Raw genomic sequence first — 15,422 nt, forward strand, 5'->3', positions numbered from 1 at the left:
AGTCTTATGCCTACCCGTTATTGTAAGTGGGTCGCTGTGTCCGGTGTTTCATGGGGCCGCTCCAGTCCCGTATCTGACGCAAGTCGCGATGTATTCGGCTGACGTGGCAAGCAAGCTTGTGATGTTCTCCATCGCCATCTTGTCGATCTTGATTGTGATCGTGGGATATCTCAGCGATTTCGTCGGCAAACCGACGCTCTACCTGATTGGTGCTTTGATGATTGCGGTGGGTGGGTATCCGTTCTACGTGTCGGTGGGGAGCGGTGCGATCAATCCCTATGTGCTCTTTGGCGTGGCGGCTCTTATCGTGTCATTGATTGCCGGGACGTTCGGCTCGCTTGCAGCCGATCTGTTTCCGACGAACCTGCGGTTCAGTGGACTGGCCATTGCCTACAACGCTGCTGCGGCGCTGCTTGGCGGATTCACGCCGTTGGTGACTTCATTGCTCACCGGCCTCACACAAGACCACGCCGCGCCCGGCATTTTCATCGCTGCGGTGTCGGTCATCGGAGTAGTTTCGGTCGTCGCGATTCTTGTGGCGAAGCGGCGCAATGGCGGTGACAAGGCGACGCTGGGCTAAGCGAAAGTTCGGCCAGGCACGCACTTGTATTTGTCTCAGTTTCGGATTTGAAGGCAAATGACGATACTTCATTCACCGGTTGACGCGACACAGCGAAAGTCGACCCACTCACTGAATCACGGATCAAGGAGAAACCATCATGAACCCGATCGTCATCGCCGCAGCCCTGTACGGTCTCGCCGGATCATTCGCCAACGACATCATCCGCTTGCTCAACTGACTTCCGATTTAGCCGATTCGCCCCCCTGCCTCACTCCGGATAAAGCGCAGCGCACACCGCCATGACCTGCGCGCGAAGCCAGCACTGCGCGGGGTCATGATCGAGGCGCGGGTGCCAGATTGCCGAGACATTGAATTCCGCTGTCTCAAATGGCAAAACAAACGGTTGCAGGCCCTGGTCTGTCGCGTAGTTTGGCAAATGCGAATTGCCCAGGCAGGACCGGGGAATGACCGTTAGCAGGTCCGACTGGCGCACCAGTTGCATCGCACTCGAGTAGGACGGTACAACGATAGGCAGCGCCCTCGTTTTCCCATCAAGCTCTAACGCTGCGTCGACCGGATTTTCAGCGTCGCCGGAGCGTGAAACCATCACATGACGAAAGGTCAGCCATTGCTCGATGGCGATCTGCTTTTTTCTCAGCACGGGATGTCCCTTGCGACACACGCCGACATACCGGTCGCGGAACAGCCGACGCGCGCGTACCTCCGGTGCCGACACCCTGACAACGCCAATTTCCAGATCGATCAAACCTTCCCTTAGCGGCTGAGCATTCCAGTCCGGCTTGGGCGTGAAGCGCAATTGAACGCCCGGCGCAGCGCGATGAATCCGCTCCACCAATGCCGCGCCAAGCAAGTCGATGAACCCTTCTCCCGCTCGCAAAGTGAAGCGCTGTTCGAGCGCGGCCGGATCGAATCGATATTCGGCCCGACTGAGCACCGCTTCGGCTTCGCGGGCCAGTGCCGGGATGCGTTGACTCAAACGCTCCGCGTAAGGCGTCAGCACAAGCGTTCGCCCCGCCTGCAACAGCAGACGGTCGCCGGTCGTCGCGCGCAGCCGTGTGAGCGTTCGGCTCATGGCGGAAACGCTGATTTTCATGCGCTCAGCCGCTTTCGTGACGCTACGTTCACTTAGCAGGGCATCCAGCGCCGTCAGAAGATTGAGGTCGATTCGTGACATTCGCTCAGGATAATCCAAATGCCGCGATGCATGGCGTCAGACGCAAGTCACGATTGCAGGTAAGGCGTCTTGTGCAACCAAGCGGTGGGTTGGAAAATTCACCAGGTCAACCGGTCAAGGGAGAACACCATGCGGACATTCATTGAACCTGTGCCCACCATCGTGCTCGTTGGCGCGTCGCGCGGCCTAGGGCATGCAATGGCCGTCGAATTCGTCAATCGCGGCTGGCGCGTTGTGGGGACCGTACGAGCAGGTCGCCAGGACACGCGACTTCACGACCTGGCCGCCGCGCACCCGGAACAAGTTGAGATCGAGACGCTGGATATCACGGTCCCTGAGCAGATCACGGCCTTGCACGAGCGGCTCGGGCAATGGAAATTCGACATTCTTTTCGTCAATGCTGGAACGACGAACCCGGATCCGACGCAGACCATCGGTGAAGTTTCCACCGAGGATTTCGTGGACCTGATGATCACCAATGCGTTAAGTCCGATGCGGGTCGTGGAAAGCCTGTGTGATCTCGTGCCCACGGATGGCCTCATCGGCATCATGTCCTCGGGGCAAGGCAGCATTGCGGATAATGAATCCGGCCAGCGCGAGCTTTATCGGGGCACTAAGGCTGCGCTGAACCAGTTCATGCGCAGCTTTGCGGCGCGTCAGGCAACGGCTACGAAGCGCGCCATGTTGCTCATCGCACCGGGCTGGGTGCGCACGGAGTTGGGTGGCCCCGAGGGACGCCTGTCGATTGAAGAAAGTGTCCCTGGTGTCGTGGATGTGCTTCTGGCAAAGCGCGGGCGACCGGGGCTCGAGTATCGGGATTACCGAGGGCAAACGGTTCGCTGGTGACAGCGACATCAGCCTCCGGTCCGCAGGCGTCAAAGCGATATGCCGGACGACGCAGTCATCGTCCGGCAGCGGCGAGCGTTTCGCGAACCTCAGTTCGTCGTCAAATACTTCCGAAAATCCCCGTCCAGCGACGCGAGTGCCCGATCGATGGTCTGGCGATGGGTGTCGATCCACTTACCGTCGGCGCTCAGTTCGCTATCGGTGCGCGTCAGCATGCGCTTCATCTCGGCCGGTTGCGGGCCGCCGGACGTTGCACGATGTTTGACGATGGCGACCGGATCGAGCGTCGCGCGGAATTGCGCCTCGCTCATCGGCAGGTCTCCTGCGCTCACGTTCATCTCCGTGAGCGTCTGCCTGAAGATGCGTTGGGCTTCCGAATACGGGAACTGGCTCGGACGCAGGTCGTGGGCCTTGGCGTAATCCACGATCTCCGACGCAAAGTGATGCCCTACGCGGAATGGCAGTCCATAGTCGCGCATCAGCACGTCGGCGACTTCCTGGGACGCCGTCCAGTCGCTGTCGAGTTCGTCGAGCGCGCGCTGCGGATCGATCACCAGTGCATTGAGCACACGATCCCAGCGCTTGAGCAGCGCCGTCGTTTTGTCGAGCACCGCCATGTTTTCGTCGATGTGCTTCGCATCGCTCATTCCGGGCGGGATGTTGTGCGCGGTGATCGCACGTCCGACGCCGAGCGTCACCACCATCGACGCCGCCGTGCGGGTATCGTTGAGCAGCCCGGGGTTACGCTTCTGCGGCATGGCGCTTGAGACGTAGGTGTTGCCACCGCCTTCGCGCAGCAAGATCCACGGACGTGGCTGTGCATACTGCACCATCACGTCCTGCACAAACGCGGACGTATGCAACGCCATGCTCGTCGCCAGCGCGCCGATCTCCACCGGCAGGTCCGTCGCCGCGATCTGGGCGGCATCGTACGCGTTGTCGACCTTGTCAGCGAAGCCGAAGGCGTGCGCCATCTTGTCGCGATCGAGCGGCCAACTGGTGCCGTTGAGCACGGTGGTTCCCATCGGCGACAGATCCACCCGTGCATACAGCTCATGCAGACGTTGAGCGTCTCGCTGCAATCCGGCCACGTGCCCTAACAAATAGTGCCCGTAGCTGTTCGGCTGCGCTGCGACGCCATTCGTGTAATTGGGCACGACGGTCGATTCGTACTGTTGCGCGAGTCGACGAAGCGTTGCCGTCGTCGTACGCAATTGGGCGGCGAGGACGAGCAACCGATCACGATACATCGCAGCGCGCACGGTCGCGAGCATGTCCTGACTGGAGCGCCCGGCATGCAGCAGTGTCGCTTCGACGCCCGCCGCCTTGATCAGCAACGGCTCGAACGTGATCACCAGATCAGGGCGCGCGCCGCCCGGCTGGAGTTAAAGTCAAATCTGGTGTACGGGGCGTGAGCAAGATTAGGCGGCCAGGGGCTGCTGAGCCGGTGTGCTGTCGGTCACCGGCTCTCCATCCTTGAACGTCATCCCGTCAAGCATCGTCGCGATCTTTTCGGGGGCGCGGATGCGCCGCCACGAGTCTTCGGCCGACTCGATCAGCTTGAATGCCAGGCCGAGGAACGTCGCGCGCGAGACGCAGTTGCGCGTGCGCTTGGTGCGGTGACGCACCGTCGCGAAGGTCGATTCAATCGGATTCGTCGTGCGCAGATGCTGCCAGTGTTCGGCCGGGAAATCGTAAAATGCCAGCAGCTCGTCGCGATCTTGCGTCAGCTTTTCGACCACCTTCGGATACTTTGCCGAGTGGGTATCAACGAAGTGATCGAAGGCAACCAGCGCTTCGGCACGCGTGGCGGCCATCCAAATGTCCTGCATCGCCTTTTTGGCGCGGGCCTGCTGCGATTTCGGCAGCGCGTTGAGCACGTTGCCCATCTTGTGGAACCAGCAGCGCTGATGCTTGGTCTGCGGGAACACTTCTTCCATCGCTGCCCAGAATCCCATCGCACCATCTCCGCAAGCCAGCAGCGGCCCTGACTGCAGACCGCGCTTTTTCAGATCGAGCAGCAGTTCGGCCCACGACGCCTTCGATTCCCGATACCCGTCACTGATCGCCACACGCTCTTTCGTTCCGTCCGGTTTGACACCAATGATCACCAACAGGCACTGGCCGTCGGAATCGTCGCTGCGCACGCCGGTGTGAATGCCGTCAGCCCACCAGTACACCCAGCGCGCCAACGACAACTCACGCTGATTCCACTGAGCATGCTCATCGGCCCATTGCGCCTTCAGACGACTCACCACATTTGGCGACAGGCCGCTGACCTGGCCGCCCAGCATGATGCCCATGGCTTCGCTCATGTCGCCCGTCGAGATGCCTCGCAGGTACAGCCACGGTAGTGCGGCCGACACGCGTGCGGATTTGCGAACGTACGGCGGCACGACCGCCGAATTGAAGCGGATGCCCGAACCCGAGCGATCACGCACCTTCGGTACCCGAACCGGCACCGGACCGATGGCCGTGACGACTTCGCGCTCTGGTAGGTAGCCGTTGCGCACCACGGCACGCCGACCGTCGATCGACCTCACGTTGCTGTACTGTTCAAGCATGCTCGCCAGTTCCGCTTCGACTGCCTGCTCGATGATCTGCCGCGCGCCTTGCTGGATCAGTTCATCGAGCGCGCTCTTCGTTTGTGCTTTACTGCCGTTCGTTTCTTTCGTAATCTTCTTCATGGTGGTCGGGGCCGGCTCGCGCCGGCTTTGCTCGGTGTGCCTTCGACAAGCAACATTCTCAGCTAAACCGCCACCGCCTTCTCATATTTCCCAAAGCACCCCGTACACCAGATTCGACAATAGCTCGCCCGGCTGATCGCCCGCGCGCAGCACCGTGTCGAGTCCCTGAGCGATGTGCGGCGCCAGCTTCGCATCGAGCAAACCTTGGCGGGTGTTGATGACGAGTGACGCCTTGTTGATTTCCCCCAGCCAGAAAAACGCGTCTCGCCGAGGCGCTGTGGCAGCCGTGGTATCCGTCGAGGTTTGCGCCATACCCGGCGCGCAAAGCATCGTCATAAGGCACACTCCTAGTCCGGCAATTCTTGTCTTGCGCACTGCGTGTCTCCTGATCCTGACGGCGTTCGAAGGGGGATCGGCGCCGGTGTTCTATGCAGTCGACCACGATACGCCGGTCGACGTTTGCGCGCCACATCCGGCGGCGCCGATATAGTACGATCTCGATATTGCGCTCACTCCCCTGCCTCATTTCATCGTGCCCACGAAAAGCGTCGAAATAGTGCCCAAATCCGCCAATGCGAAAGCCAAGGCGAGCGCCTCCGGTCAACCGGTAAAAGCCGCGGACAAGGTCACTGGGAAGTCCGTCGGCAACGCACCGCCACTCGGCACCCAGAGCGTCCATCGGGCCGTGACCGTTCTGCGCGAAATCGCCGCGCACGGCATGAAGGGGTTGCGCCTGTCCGACATTGCCGACGCGCTCTCGCTCGAACGTCCGACCGCCCACCGTATCGTCAAGGGACTGGTCGCACAGGGCATGCTCATGCAGAACCGGGAGACGCGGCACTATCATCTCGGCCACGTCGTCTACGAACTCGGACTCGCTGCGTCGCCGCATTTCAGCTTGCGCGAGCTTTGTCAGCCCACACTGCAAACACTGGCCGACAAGTCGGGCGATTCCGTCTTCCTGATGGTGCGCAGCGGCCTCGACGCCGTCTGTATCGATCTGCTCGAGGGCAGCTATCCGATTCAGACGCGCACGCTCGAAATTGGCGGCCGACGACCGTTGGGTGTCGGTGCGGGCAGTCTCGCTCTGCTCATCTCGTTGCCGCCCGACGAACGCGAGAGGGTCATGTCGACCAACGCGGGCCGTCTCACCACGTTCGGTAATTTCACGCCGTCACGACTGGAAAAGGCGATTGCCGCGTCGACGGACGCTGGCTATGCCATCAACGAAGAAGATGTGCTGCCGGGCGTGTCTGCCATCGGACTGTCGATCCGGCCGCGTCAGGGCACGCCGTATGCGGCGATCAGCATTGCGGCCATCGAATCGCGGCTTTCCGGCGCGCGACGCATCGAGATGGCCAGACTCCTGCAAAAGGAAGTGCGCGCACTGGAAAAGAAACTCGACGCCGAATCGCTCCTCTGGGGGTGATGCGGCGAGAAGAATCGCTCGCCGCGCCTGCATCAGCCCAGCGCGATATCCGGGTGCGGCGTGGGCACCCCATAAGCCCCGCCCGCATAGAGCAGCGGCACCCGGTCGCAGTGATGCAGATCCATCACCTCACCGACAAAGATGAAATGGTCGCCGCCCTCGTACTTGAAGGCGAGATCGCATTCGAACCACGCCACACACCCGTCGAAGAGCGGCATGCCGCCACGACCGCTGCGCCACTCCACCCCTTCGAAGCGATCCGGTACCGGAGACGCGAACCGCGCTGCGAGCGGCATTTGATCCGCACACAGTACATTGATCGCAAAGCGTCCGGAGGTCTCGAATACCTCCAGACTGCGCGAGCGCTTGTTGATGCTCCAGAGCACGAGCGGCGGCGAGAGCGACACGGAATTGAATGAGTTCGCCGTCAGGCCTACCGGCGTGCCGTCGGGCATGGTGGTGGTGACGATGGTCACGCCGGTGGCGAAACGCCCCAACGCGTGACGAAAGTGGCTGGCATCGAACGTGGTAGTCACGGAAGCCTCCTCGAGATACGTCAAAACGATCTTTGTGCGTCGTGCCCGGCGTCGCCGATGCACGACAGCGCTTGCGATTCCGTCAGTGCGCCAGCGGCGCGGCCACGACCGCGGCGCCGCTGGCGACCGTTTTCTGACCCACGCGCGCCACGATCTCGCATCGCAGGCGCTGACGTCCGTCGCTGCCGGGCGCGCTATCCGCCACGGTGCCGGTCACGACGACGACGTCGCCAGGCCGTACCGGTGCATTGAAGCGTGCCTCGATGTCGACGATGAACGCCGCCGGACCTGCCCATTCCGAGACCGCGCGCCCCATGAATCCCATGGTGAGCATGCCGTGGGCGATCACGCCGCCCAGACCAGCCTCTTGCGCATAGCCCTGGTCGTAATGGATGCGGTTGTAGTCATCCGACGCCCCCGCGTATCTCACGAGCTGCGTGGTCGTCACCGCCGGTATCGAAAGCGCGAAGGTGTCCCCCACGCATACTTGCAACAGAGGCCTCTCGTTCATGCCAGACTCCCCGACGCGACTTGCTGCGCCGATCGATAGACGGTAGTGCGTCGCACCGTGAATACGCATTCCCGAGCCACGCCGTCCTCGCCTATCCGGTAGCCGGACATCACCTGGCGCATCAGCGACATTGCACCTCGCGCGCCTGTCTTTTCGTCGACGCCGACGAACTGGAGGCGGCATTCGAACCGCATACCCGCCACGATGGGCCGAACGTAGTGAAACCCCATCTCTCCGGCGACGATGCGACGCCGGTCCAGCGTCGCTATCCAAGGGGGATCCTTCGGTGCGCGAAAGCAGGTCGGAAACGTGGGCGGCGCCACGATGCCGTCGTAGCCATGTCGACGCGCGAATGCTTCGTCGCGGTATAGCGGGTTGTCGTCTCCGATCGCGTCGGCGAATTTGCGAATCGCCCCGCGCTCGACTTCCACCCAAAACGGCGGTGCGCTCGTGCCAATCAGCGAATGGTCGATCTCCGTCATCGTCACGCTCCTCGTTCGTCGCTCGCGAGCCGCCTCACTCGACACGTTCCACAATGGTCGCCGTACCGAGTCCGCCGCCGCAGCACATCGACTGCAACCCGTACAAGCCCCCGCGCAACTCCAGCTCGTCGACCAGCCCGGCCATCAGGCGCGCCCCCGTCGACCCGAGCGGGTGCCCCACCGCGATGGCGCCACCATTCACATTCACACGTGAGAGATCGGGCTTAATCTCGGCAAGCCACGCGCCCAGCACCGATGCGAATGCCTCGTTGATCTCGAACAGATCGATGTCTTCGAGGGCAAGCCCGCTGCGCGCGAGAATCTGCTGCGTTGCCGGAATCGGACCGGTGAGCATCATCGCCGGATCGACACCGACCACGAGTTGCGCACGCAATACGGCACGCGGGCGCAAGCCGTACTCACGCGCCTTCGCCGCCGTCATCAGCAGCATGGCTGCCGCACCGTCGGACACCTGACTGGCATTGCCCGCGGTGACCCGGCCGTCTTCACGGAACGACGGTTTTAGTGAGGCCAGCTTTTCCAGCGATGTATCGCGCCGGACCCCTTCGTCCCGCGTGAGCGGCTGGCCGTCGGCCCCGGCTACGGGCAGAAGCTGACGCGAAAACCGGCCGGCGTCGTGCGCCGCTGCGCTCAGCGCATGGCTGCGCAACGCGAGTTCGTCCAGATAGGAACGTCCCAGCTTCCAGTGTGCAGCGATGCGCTCGGCGGCAATGCCCATGGAGGGCATCGAAAACCGCTCCACCAGCGACTCGGGATACCGGCGTCCGTAACGTGTGTCGTCGTTCCCGCCTTGCGTGGTGGACATCAGCTCGACGCCGCCGGCGACGACCACATCGCACGTGCCACTGCGGATCAGGTTGTCGGCAAAGTGAATGGCCTGCTGCGATGAGCCGCACGCACGCTGCACGGTCGTTCCCGGCACCGTCACCGGAAAGTCGGCCATCAACAGCGCGGTGCGGGCGATGTTGCCTGCCTGTTCGCCCACCTGCGTCGCGCATCCCGCGACCACGTCGTCGACATCCCCCGCCGGCACGCCGTTGCGTGTGAGCACGGCACTCAGGACCTGAGCAAGCAACGCCGCTGCATGCCATTGCCTGAGTGCGCCATTGCGACGCCCCACGGGCGTTCGCACGACGTCGACGATGACCGGCTCGCGGTCGGCAAGCGCTGTGACCTTCATTCGCCTGACTCCCCGGAGTTCGGTGCCCACTGGCTGTTCTTGCGGCCTAGCAGATGCCCGGCGATCATGTTTTTATGGATCTGCAAGGTGCCGCCGTAAATCGATCCGCCGCGCACTTCGCGATACAGCCCTTCGACGGGGTACTCCGCCATGTAGCCATAGCCGCCGAGAAGCTGAATCGCGTCGTCGCAGATTTTCTTCGCGGCCTGTGCCACATAGACCTTTGCCACGGACGTCTCGAGCGGCGATGGCAGTCCACTCGCGGTGTTCGATGCCGCACGGTAGGTCAGCATCTGGGCGGCTTCGAGCTTGACCTTCATGTCGGCCAGCATCCATTGCAAGCCCTGGAAGTCGGCCAGTTCGCGGCCGAATTGCTTGCGTTCCTGCACGTACTGCAATGCAAATTCGAACGCCGCCTGCGCAGAGCCGAGCATGCGCGAGATGCTGCCCAGCCGCTCCACGTTGTACACGCTGATCAGTTTCGCAAATGCGCGACTCTCGGCGAGGATGTTCGCCTTCGGCACGCGGCAGTCGTCGAAGTACAACTCGTACTGCCGTTCGCCTGCCATGTTCAACGTCCCGCCGCTGCACGAGAATCCGGGGGCATCGTGCGGCACCATGATCGCGCCGATGTCGCTCGCGCGGCCGGTGTTGCCGAAGCGGCAATAGAGCATCGTATAGTGATGCCCTTTTGCGGCGCTGATAAAGATCTTCTGGCCATTGATGATGACGTCGTCGCCCTCGATGCGCGCACGCGTCTTCATCGCCGTGGCGGCCGATCCCGCATCCGGCTCGGTAATGCCGATCGACACGCCGATCTCACCGCGTGCGACACCGCCCACGAAACGCGTCTTCTGCGCTTGCGTGCCCAGCTCCAGCACGGCGCCGATGGCGCCGGTGGAGGTGCGGTGCGCCAGACCGCCCAGCGTGGAGTCGACACGCTGGATGGTCTGAATGAGCAGCAGGGTCTCCAGCAGCGGCAGGCCGACGCCGCCATATTCCTGCGGCATGTTCAACGCCAGCAATCCGGCTTCTGCCATCTGCCGACGTAGCCGTTGCAGGGGCGCAAAGTCGCCCCTGGATTCGGCCTCATGCGCCTCCTTGGCGAACGGGAGCAACTGACGACACAACCTCTCGGTGGCGTCGATCAGTTCGCGCTGCGATTCGGTGAGCTGAAAATCCATGAAAACTCTCGAAGTCTTGGTTGACGGGATGGGTCCGATGTACCCGACGTATTAGCGCGGGGCTCAACGCTGCAACGTCGAATCGAAGGACTCGCCCAGTTCGGCGGCCCCGACGATCTGTGCTGTCTTGTCGTGTCCGACGTGCAGGATGTGCGTATTCAGATCGCGGATCAGACGCGCCAGCGGGAACTCGTCGAAGAGCGCCGTCGAGCCGGCCAGCATGATCAGCGTGTGCGACATCTCCAGTGCCGCATGGGCGCAGATCGATTTCGCCTGCATGGAGATGAGTTCCGCGCGTTGCACGTCGCCCGCACGCCACGCGTCGATGGCGTTTTCGAAGACGACTTGCGCCCCATGCAACTGGGTCTTCGCCTCGCCCATGCGCAACTGCACGAACGGGTCTTTGCCCCGACCGCGCTCGACCAGACTCTGTCGCACCCACTCGTACGCGCCTTCGATCATGCCGAGGTAGTTCGCTGTGAAACCGAGGTGGAAGCGCCCCTGCCAGCGTCCGCGCGGATAGACGCCGGGCTCGCCGAGCACGTGGAGTTCGTCGATGAAGACGTCGTTCAGGTAAATCTCCGGGCTCGGACACACGCGCATGCCGGTCGGGCGATACCAGTCGTGATTGATACTGAGCCCTTCCATTCCCGGTTCGACGACGACCATCAGGTGCGACTTGAAGTACTCCGTTTCGCCTTCGATGGTCGCGAACACGATGGCGACGCCGTTCTCGTAGCCATTCGTCGCATAGTTCTTGTTGCCGTTGACGATGTAGCCGCCGTCGACCTTCTTTGCCGTGGTCTTGAGCACGTACATGTGCTTGCGCCCGGCTTCGCTGCCGACGAACGAGGACACGCTCATTTTCTGCGTCATGGGCTTCACGAAACGTTCGCGCTGTGCGTCCGTACCCAGTTCGTCGAGTGCCCACGCCACGTGGTTCTGCACCTGCATGCAGTGCGCGGTGCCCGGTGACACCCGAGCCACGCGCCGCATCGCTTGCAGGAATGTGGCCGGATCGGACGACATGACGTTGCTGCCAAGGCCGCCGTGCTCTTTACGCACGGTGGCGGTGAGCAGGCCGAGCTCGAACAGGTCCTGCAAGTTCTCGAACGGCATGGCCGCCGCGTCGTGATACGCGCGCTCACGTGCCGGGAAGCGCTCTTGCACGACCGATTCCAGCGCAGCGAGCACATCGGGGTTGCCCTGCCTGGACAACGAAGGGGTTTCTGCAAAATTCATGTTGCCTCCTGAAAGGGGACCGCCTGAGCTTCCGGAGCGGAGGTCTTGGCGGTTTCTATCGCTTTCGGGCCGATGGCGCGCGCAGCGGTGTTCGCTGTCGCGACGGGAATCGTCTCCGCGAAATGACACGTCACCCAGTGGCGCGGCGCAATCTCCCGCGCGACCGGTTTTTCTTCACGACACCGCGCCGCCGCATGTGGGCAACGCGGATGAAACGGGCATCCCGAGGGGGGATTCATCGGCGAGGGAATCTCGCCCGCGACCGCCTGATCTGCGCTGCCACCGCGCGCATCGACGGACGCAATCAGCGCTTGTGTGTACGGATGACGCGCGCCTCGCATGAGCGTCGCGGTATCGGCGACTTCCATGAATTCGCCGAGGTACAGCACCCCGATGCGCTGGCTCATGTACGCTACGACCGCCAGGTCGTGCGAGATCAGCAGATAGGTGAGATCGAGCGTGTCCTGCAGGTCCTTGAGCAGGTTCAGAATCTGCGCCTGAATGGACACGTCGAGTGCGGAAACCGGTTCGTCCAGGATCATGCAGCGCGGGCTGAGGCTGAGCGCGCGGGCAATCGCCACGCGCTGACGTTGTCCACCCGAGAGCTCATGCGGGAACTTGCGCGCTGCGCCGCCCGGCAGCCCGACGAGTCGCAGGAGTTCGTCGACGCGTCGGGCGCGACCGGCCTCGTCGAGCGTGCGATGAATACGCAACGGCTCATCGATAATCCGACCGACCCGCATGCGCGGATTCAGCGCGCTGTACGGGTCTTGCAAGACGGGTTGCAGCACACGATGGAAGTGTTCGCGCGCCTGTGCGCTCAGTTGCCGGATGTCCTGCCCGTCGACCCTGACCTCACCACTCGTTGCCGGTTCGGCCAGCATCAACATCTTGGCGATCGTGCTCTTGCCGGACCCGGACTCGCCCACCAACCCGAAGGTCGCGCCAGGGTCCACGTCAAAGGTCACGCCAGCCACGGCATGCAGCGGTCGGGCGCGCCCCAGCAGCCCGCGGCGTACATCGTAGGTTTTTCGAAGATTGCGCACGCAAAGATACGGTTGAGACATCACGCCACCTCCCTGCGCGCGCGGGCTGCACGGTTCACTGCGGTCTCGGCGTCCGCCTCGGCAGTCGCGTCGCCGGTCGCGTGACTGCCCGGTGCGGACGGTTGTGTCCACATCTGCATCGTCTGCCAGCAGGCGCTGCGGCGCGCCCCACCCTGCCACTCGAACCAATCCGGATACTGATCGCGGCATTGCTGCGTCGCGAGCGCACACCGTGGCGCGAAGCGGCAACCCTGAGGCCATTCGGTGAGTCCCGGCTGCTGCCCCGGAATCGCTTCGAGACGCTTCTCGTAGCGACCCAGCGAAGGCACGGCCCGCAGCAAGCCTGCGGTGTACGGATGCGCCGGGCGGGCGAACACGTCGGCAATTGGCCCCGATTCGACAATGCGACCGCCGTACATGATCGCGACGTCGTCACAGAACTGCGATGCCAGATGCAGATCGTGCGTGACGAAGATCAACGCCATGTTGCGCTGCTGCTGAAGCTCGCGCAGGAGCTTGAGAATCTGAAGCTGCACGGTGACGTCGAGTGCGGTCGTCGGTTCGTCGCAAATGAGCAATTCCGGTGAGAGCGCAATGTTGATGGCGATCGATACGCGCTGACGCATGCCGCCGCTGAACTGAAACGGGTAGCTGTCCAGACGCTCAAGCGCAGCGGGAATCTTCACGCGTTCCAGCACATCGACACACAGACGACGCAGTTCGGCTTTGTCGCGAATGCCCCGATGTACGCGGAAGATCTCGGCAACCTGGTCGCCGATGGTCGGCAGCGGGTTGAGCGACGTCATGGCATCCTGCAGAATCATGCCGATCTCGCGGCCGCGAATTTTTGCCATTTCCGCATGCGAAAGCCGGGTGAGATCGCGTCCCTTGTAGCGCACCTCTCCCTGTACGACCCGCCCGTTCGACGGCAATAATCCGAGCAGCGTATTGCACGTCATGCTCTTGCCCGAGCCGGACTCGCCGACCAGCGCCAGCGAGCGCCCTGCTTCGACGCGCAGGCTCACGTTATCCACCGCAGTGACGACACCCTGCTTGCCGCGCAGCATCGTCGTCAGATTCTTCGCTTCGAGGAGTACGGTCATTACCACCCCCTCGACATCGTCGGACTTAGCCGGTCGCGCAACGCGTCGCCGAGCTGGTTCGCGAGCAGCACGGTCACCATCAGGACCATGCCGGGAATGCCGCAGATCCACCATGCGGTTTCCAGGTAGCCCCGGCCATCGGCGATCATGGCGCCCCACGACGGCGTTGGCGGCTGAACGCCCAGGCCCAGGAACGAGAGCGTCGCCTCAAGAATGATGATGGTGCCGATGTCGAGCGTGGCGAGCACGATGAAGGTATTGACCACGTTCGGCACGATGTGCGCAAACATCACGCGAAAACGCGATGCCCCGGCGAGTTTGGCCAGCAGCACGAAGTCGCGCGAGCGCAACGACAACGCTTCGGCGCGGGTCACGCGGGCGAAACGCGCCCAGTTAGCGAGACTCAGCACGATCACCAGATTGAAGACGCTGAAGCCGATGGCACCGACGAGCACCAGCGCGAGAATCACCGCCGGTAAAGCCAGTTGGATGTCGGCAATACGCATCGCGACGGCGTCGACCCGTCCGCCGAGATAGCCCGCCGCAATGCCGAACAGGCTGCCGAAGATGCCCGCGATCAGCACGGCACAAAACGCCACGTACAGCGAGATCTGCGAGCCCCAGATCACACGCGACAGCAGGTCTCGGCCCAACTGATCGGTGCCGAACCAGTGAGCGGCCGACGGCGGCTTGAGGATATCGCTCAGCGAAATTGCGTTCGGGTCGTAGGGGGCGAGCCATTGCGGCACCAGCGCAACGGCGATCAGCGCCAGCGCCAATGCCATGCACACCCAAAGCTGAACGTCGCGCCAGAGCCGGCGACGCGCACGTGCCTGCGGCACCGGCACACTGACCTCGGCCGGGCGTTGCTGCAGGTCCTGGGGAGTGACCTCATGCATAGCGAATCCTAGGATCGACGTAGGCGTAGAGCACGTCTACTGCCAGGTTGAGCAAGGTGAAGATCAGCGCACCGACGGTGACGGCGGCTTGCACGACCGTGTAGTCGAGATTGGAGATCGAATCGAGAATCAGTCGGCCGATGCCCGGCCACGAGAAGATGAATTCGACCGACACCGCACCGCCCATCAGAATGCCGAACTGCAACGCCGTGAACGTAATCATCGGCAGCAGCGCATTGCGCAGCGCGTGACGAAAGACAATGGTGCGCTCGGGCACGCCCTTGATACGTGCAAACTTGATGTATTCCGTGTCGAGCACTTCCGACATACTCGAGCGCGTCAGGCGCATGATCCCCGCCGCCGAATACCAGCCCAGCGCCACGGCGGGCATGACGAGATGTGAGAACGTGCCGTAGCCGTTCGTCGGAAACCACGACAGCTCAATGGAAAACAGGCGGATGAAGAGCAGGCTGAACAGGAATGGCGGTGCGGCCTGCCC

16 protein-coding genes and 1 pseudogene are annotated in these 15,422 nt (G+C 62.7%); 3 read left to right on the forward strand and 14 right to left on the reverse strand.

The genetic code is table 11. From position 1 onward, the window contains the following. Positions 1-121 precede the first annotated feature (121 nt). A complete protein-coding gene (locus tag MB84_RS12000) occupies positions 122-580 on the forward strand; it encodes an MFS transporter (RefSeq protein WP_211279370.1) in 459 nt (152 codons plus the stop codon). A 250-nt stretch (positions 581-830) separates the two neighbouring features. On the opposite strand, the gene MB84_RS12005 is transcribed toward MB84_RS12000, so the two are convergent. Further along, on the reverse strand, positions 831-1,757 hold the full coding sequence (locus MB84_RS12005; protein WP_046291941.1) for a LysR substrate-binding domain-containing protein: 927 nt from the start codon (positions 1,755-1,757) through the stop codon (positions 831-833). Between the two features lie 129 nt (positions 1,758-1,886). Here MB84_RS12005 and MB84_RS12010 point away from each other — a divergent pair, with 129 nt between their 5' ends. Further along, complete coding sequence (locus tag MB84_RS12010) at positions 1,887-2,603, forward strand: SDR family oxidoreductase (RefSeq protein ID WP_046291942.1); 717 nt, start codon at positions 1,887-1,889, stop codon at positions 2,601-2,603. A gap of 89 nt (positions 2,604-2,692) precedes the next feature. Here the strand turns inward: MB84_RS12010 and MB84_RS12015 are convergent. The 3 genes and pseudogenes from MB84_RS12015 to MB84_RS12025 form a co-directional block, all read right to left on the reverse strand. Then, a pseudogene (locus MB84_RS12015) lies at positions 2,693-3,985 on the reverse strand (lyase family protein); the annotation flags it as partial. Between the two features lie 39 nt (positions 3,986-4,024). Continuing rightward, entirely contained in the window at positions 4,025-5,290 is a 1,266-nt protein-coding gene (locus MB84_RS12020; protein WP_046291943.1) for an IS256 family transposase, read from the reverse strand. An 81-nt stretch (positions 5,291-5,371) separates the two neighbouring features. Beyond that, complete coding sequence (locus tag MB84_RS12025) at positions 5,372-5,626, reverse strand: hypothetical protein (protein ID WP_046291944.1); 255 nt, start codon at positions 5,624-5,626, stop codon at positions 5,372-5,374. 220 nt (positions 5,627-5,846) lie between these two features. Here MB84_RS12025 and MB84_RS12030 point away from each other — a divergent pair, with 220 nt between their 5' ends. After that, entirely contained in the window at positions 5,847-6,719 is an 873-nt protein-coding gene (locus MB84_RS12030; protein ID WP_245725543.1) for an IclR family transcriptional regulator, read from the forward strand. Positions 6,720-6,751: 32 nt separating this feature from the next. Here the strand turns inward: MB84_RS12030 and MB84_RS12035 are convergent, their stop codons facing one another. The 10 genes from MB84_RS12035 to MB84_RS12080 all read right to left on the reverse strand — a co-directional run bounded on the left by MB84_RS12035 (position 6,752) and on the right by MB84_RS12080 (position 15,401). Next, positions 6,752-7,255 carry a flavin reductase family protein gene (locus tag MB84_RS12035; protein WP_046293714.1) on the reverse strand — a complete coding sequence of 168 codons (504 nt, stop codon included), beginning with the start codon at positions 7,253-7,255 and terminating at the stop codon, positions 6,752-6,754. Between the two features lie 82 nt (positions 7,256-7,337). Continuing rightward, on the reverse strand, positions 7,338-7,766 hold the full coding sequence (locus tag MB84_RS12040) for a MaoC/PaaZ C-terminal domain-containing protein (RefSeq protein WP_046291945.1): 429 nt from the start codon (positions 7,764-7,766) through the stop codon (positions 7,338-7,340). Beyond that, positions 7,763-8,248, reverse strand: coding sequence for an FAS1-like dehydratase domain-containing protein (locus tag MB84_RS12045; protein ID WP_046291946.1), 486 nt, complete (start codon positions 8,246-8,248; stop codon positions 7,763-7,765). The genes MB84_RS12040 and MB84_RS12045 overlap by 4 nt, the downstream gene beginning before the upstream one ends. 34 nt (positions 8,249-8,282) lie before the next feature. Beyond that, positions 8,283-9,449: a thiolase family protein gene (locus tag MB84_RS12050; protein WP_046291947.1), complete on the reverse strand. Its 1,167-nt coding sequence runs from the start codon at positions 9,447-9,449 to the stop codon at positions 8,283-8,285. Then, positions 9,446-10,633, reverse strand: coding sequence for an acyl-CoA dehydrogenase family protein (locus MB84_RS12055; protein WP_046291948.1), 1,188 nt, complete (start codon positions 10,631-10,633; stop codon positions 9,446-9,448). The genes MB84_RS12050 and MB84_RS12055 overlap by 4 nt, the downstream gene beginning before the upstream one ends. A gap of 63 nt (positions 10,634-10,696) precedes the next feature. Then, a complete protein-coding gene (locus MB84_RS12060) occupies positions 10,697-11,875 on the reverse strand; it encodes an acyl-CoA dehydrogenase family protein (RefSeq protein ID WP_046291949.1) in 1,179 nt (392 codons plus the stop codon). Then, positions 11,872-12,942, reverse strand: coding sequence for an ABC transporter ATP-binding protein (locus MB84_RS12065; RefSeq protein WP_046291950.1), 1,071 nt, complete (start codon positions 12,940-12,942; stop codon positions 11,872-11,874). The genes MB84_RS12060 and MB84_RS12065 overlap by 4 nt, the downstream gene beginning before the upstream one ends. Further along, positions 12,942-14,024: an ABC transporter ATP-binding protein gene (locus tag MB84_RS12070; RefSeq protein WP_084009743.1), complete on the reverse strand. Its 1,083-nt coding sequence runs from the start codon at positions 14,022-14,024 to the stop codon at positions 12,942-12,944. The genes MB84_RS12065 and MB84_RS12070 overlap by 1 nt, the downstream gene beginning before the upstream one ends. Next, entirely contained in the window at positions 14,024-14,923 is a 900-nt protein-coding gene (locus tag MB84_RS12075) for an ABC transporter permease (protein WP_046291951.1), read from the reverse strand. The genes MB84_RS12070 and MB84_RS12075 overlap by 1 nt, the downstream gene beginning before the upstream one ends. Continuing rightward, positions 14,916-15,401, reverse strand: a complete 486-nt coding sequence (locus tag MB84_RS12080) for an ABC transporter permease (RefSeq protein ID WP_342672658.1) — start codon at positions 15,399-15,401, stop codon at positions 14,916-14,918. The genes MB84_RS12075 and MB84_RS12080 overlap by 8 nt, the downstream gene beginning before the upstream one ends. Positions 15,402-15,422 lie beyond the last annotated feature (21 nt).

Source organism: Pandoraea oxalativorans (genome assembly GCF_000972785.3).
Classification (GTDB): domain Bacteria; phylum Pseudomonadota; class Gammaproteobacteria; order Burkholderiales; family Burkholderiaceae; genus Pandoraea; species Pandoraea oxalativorans.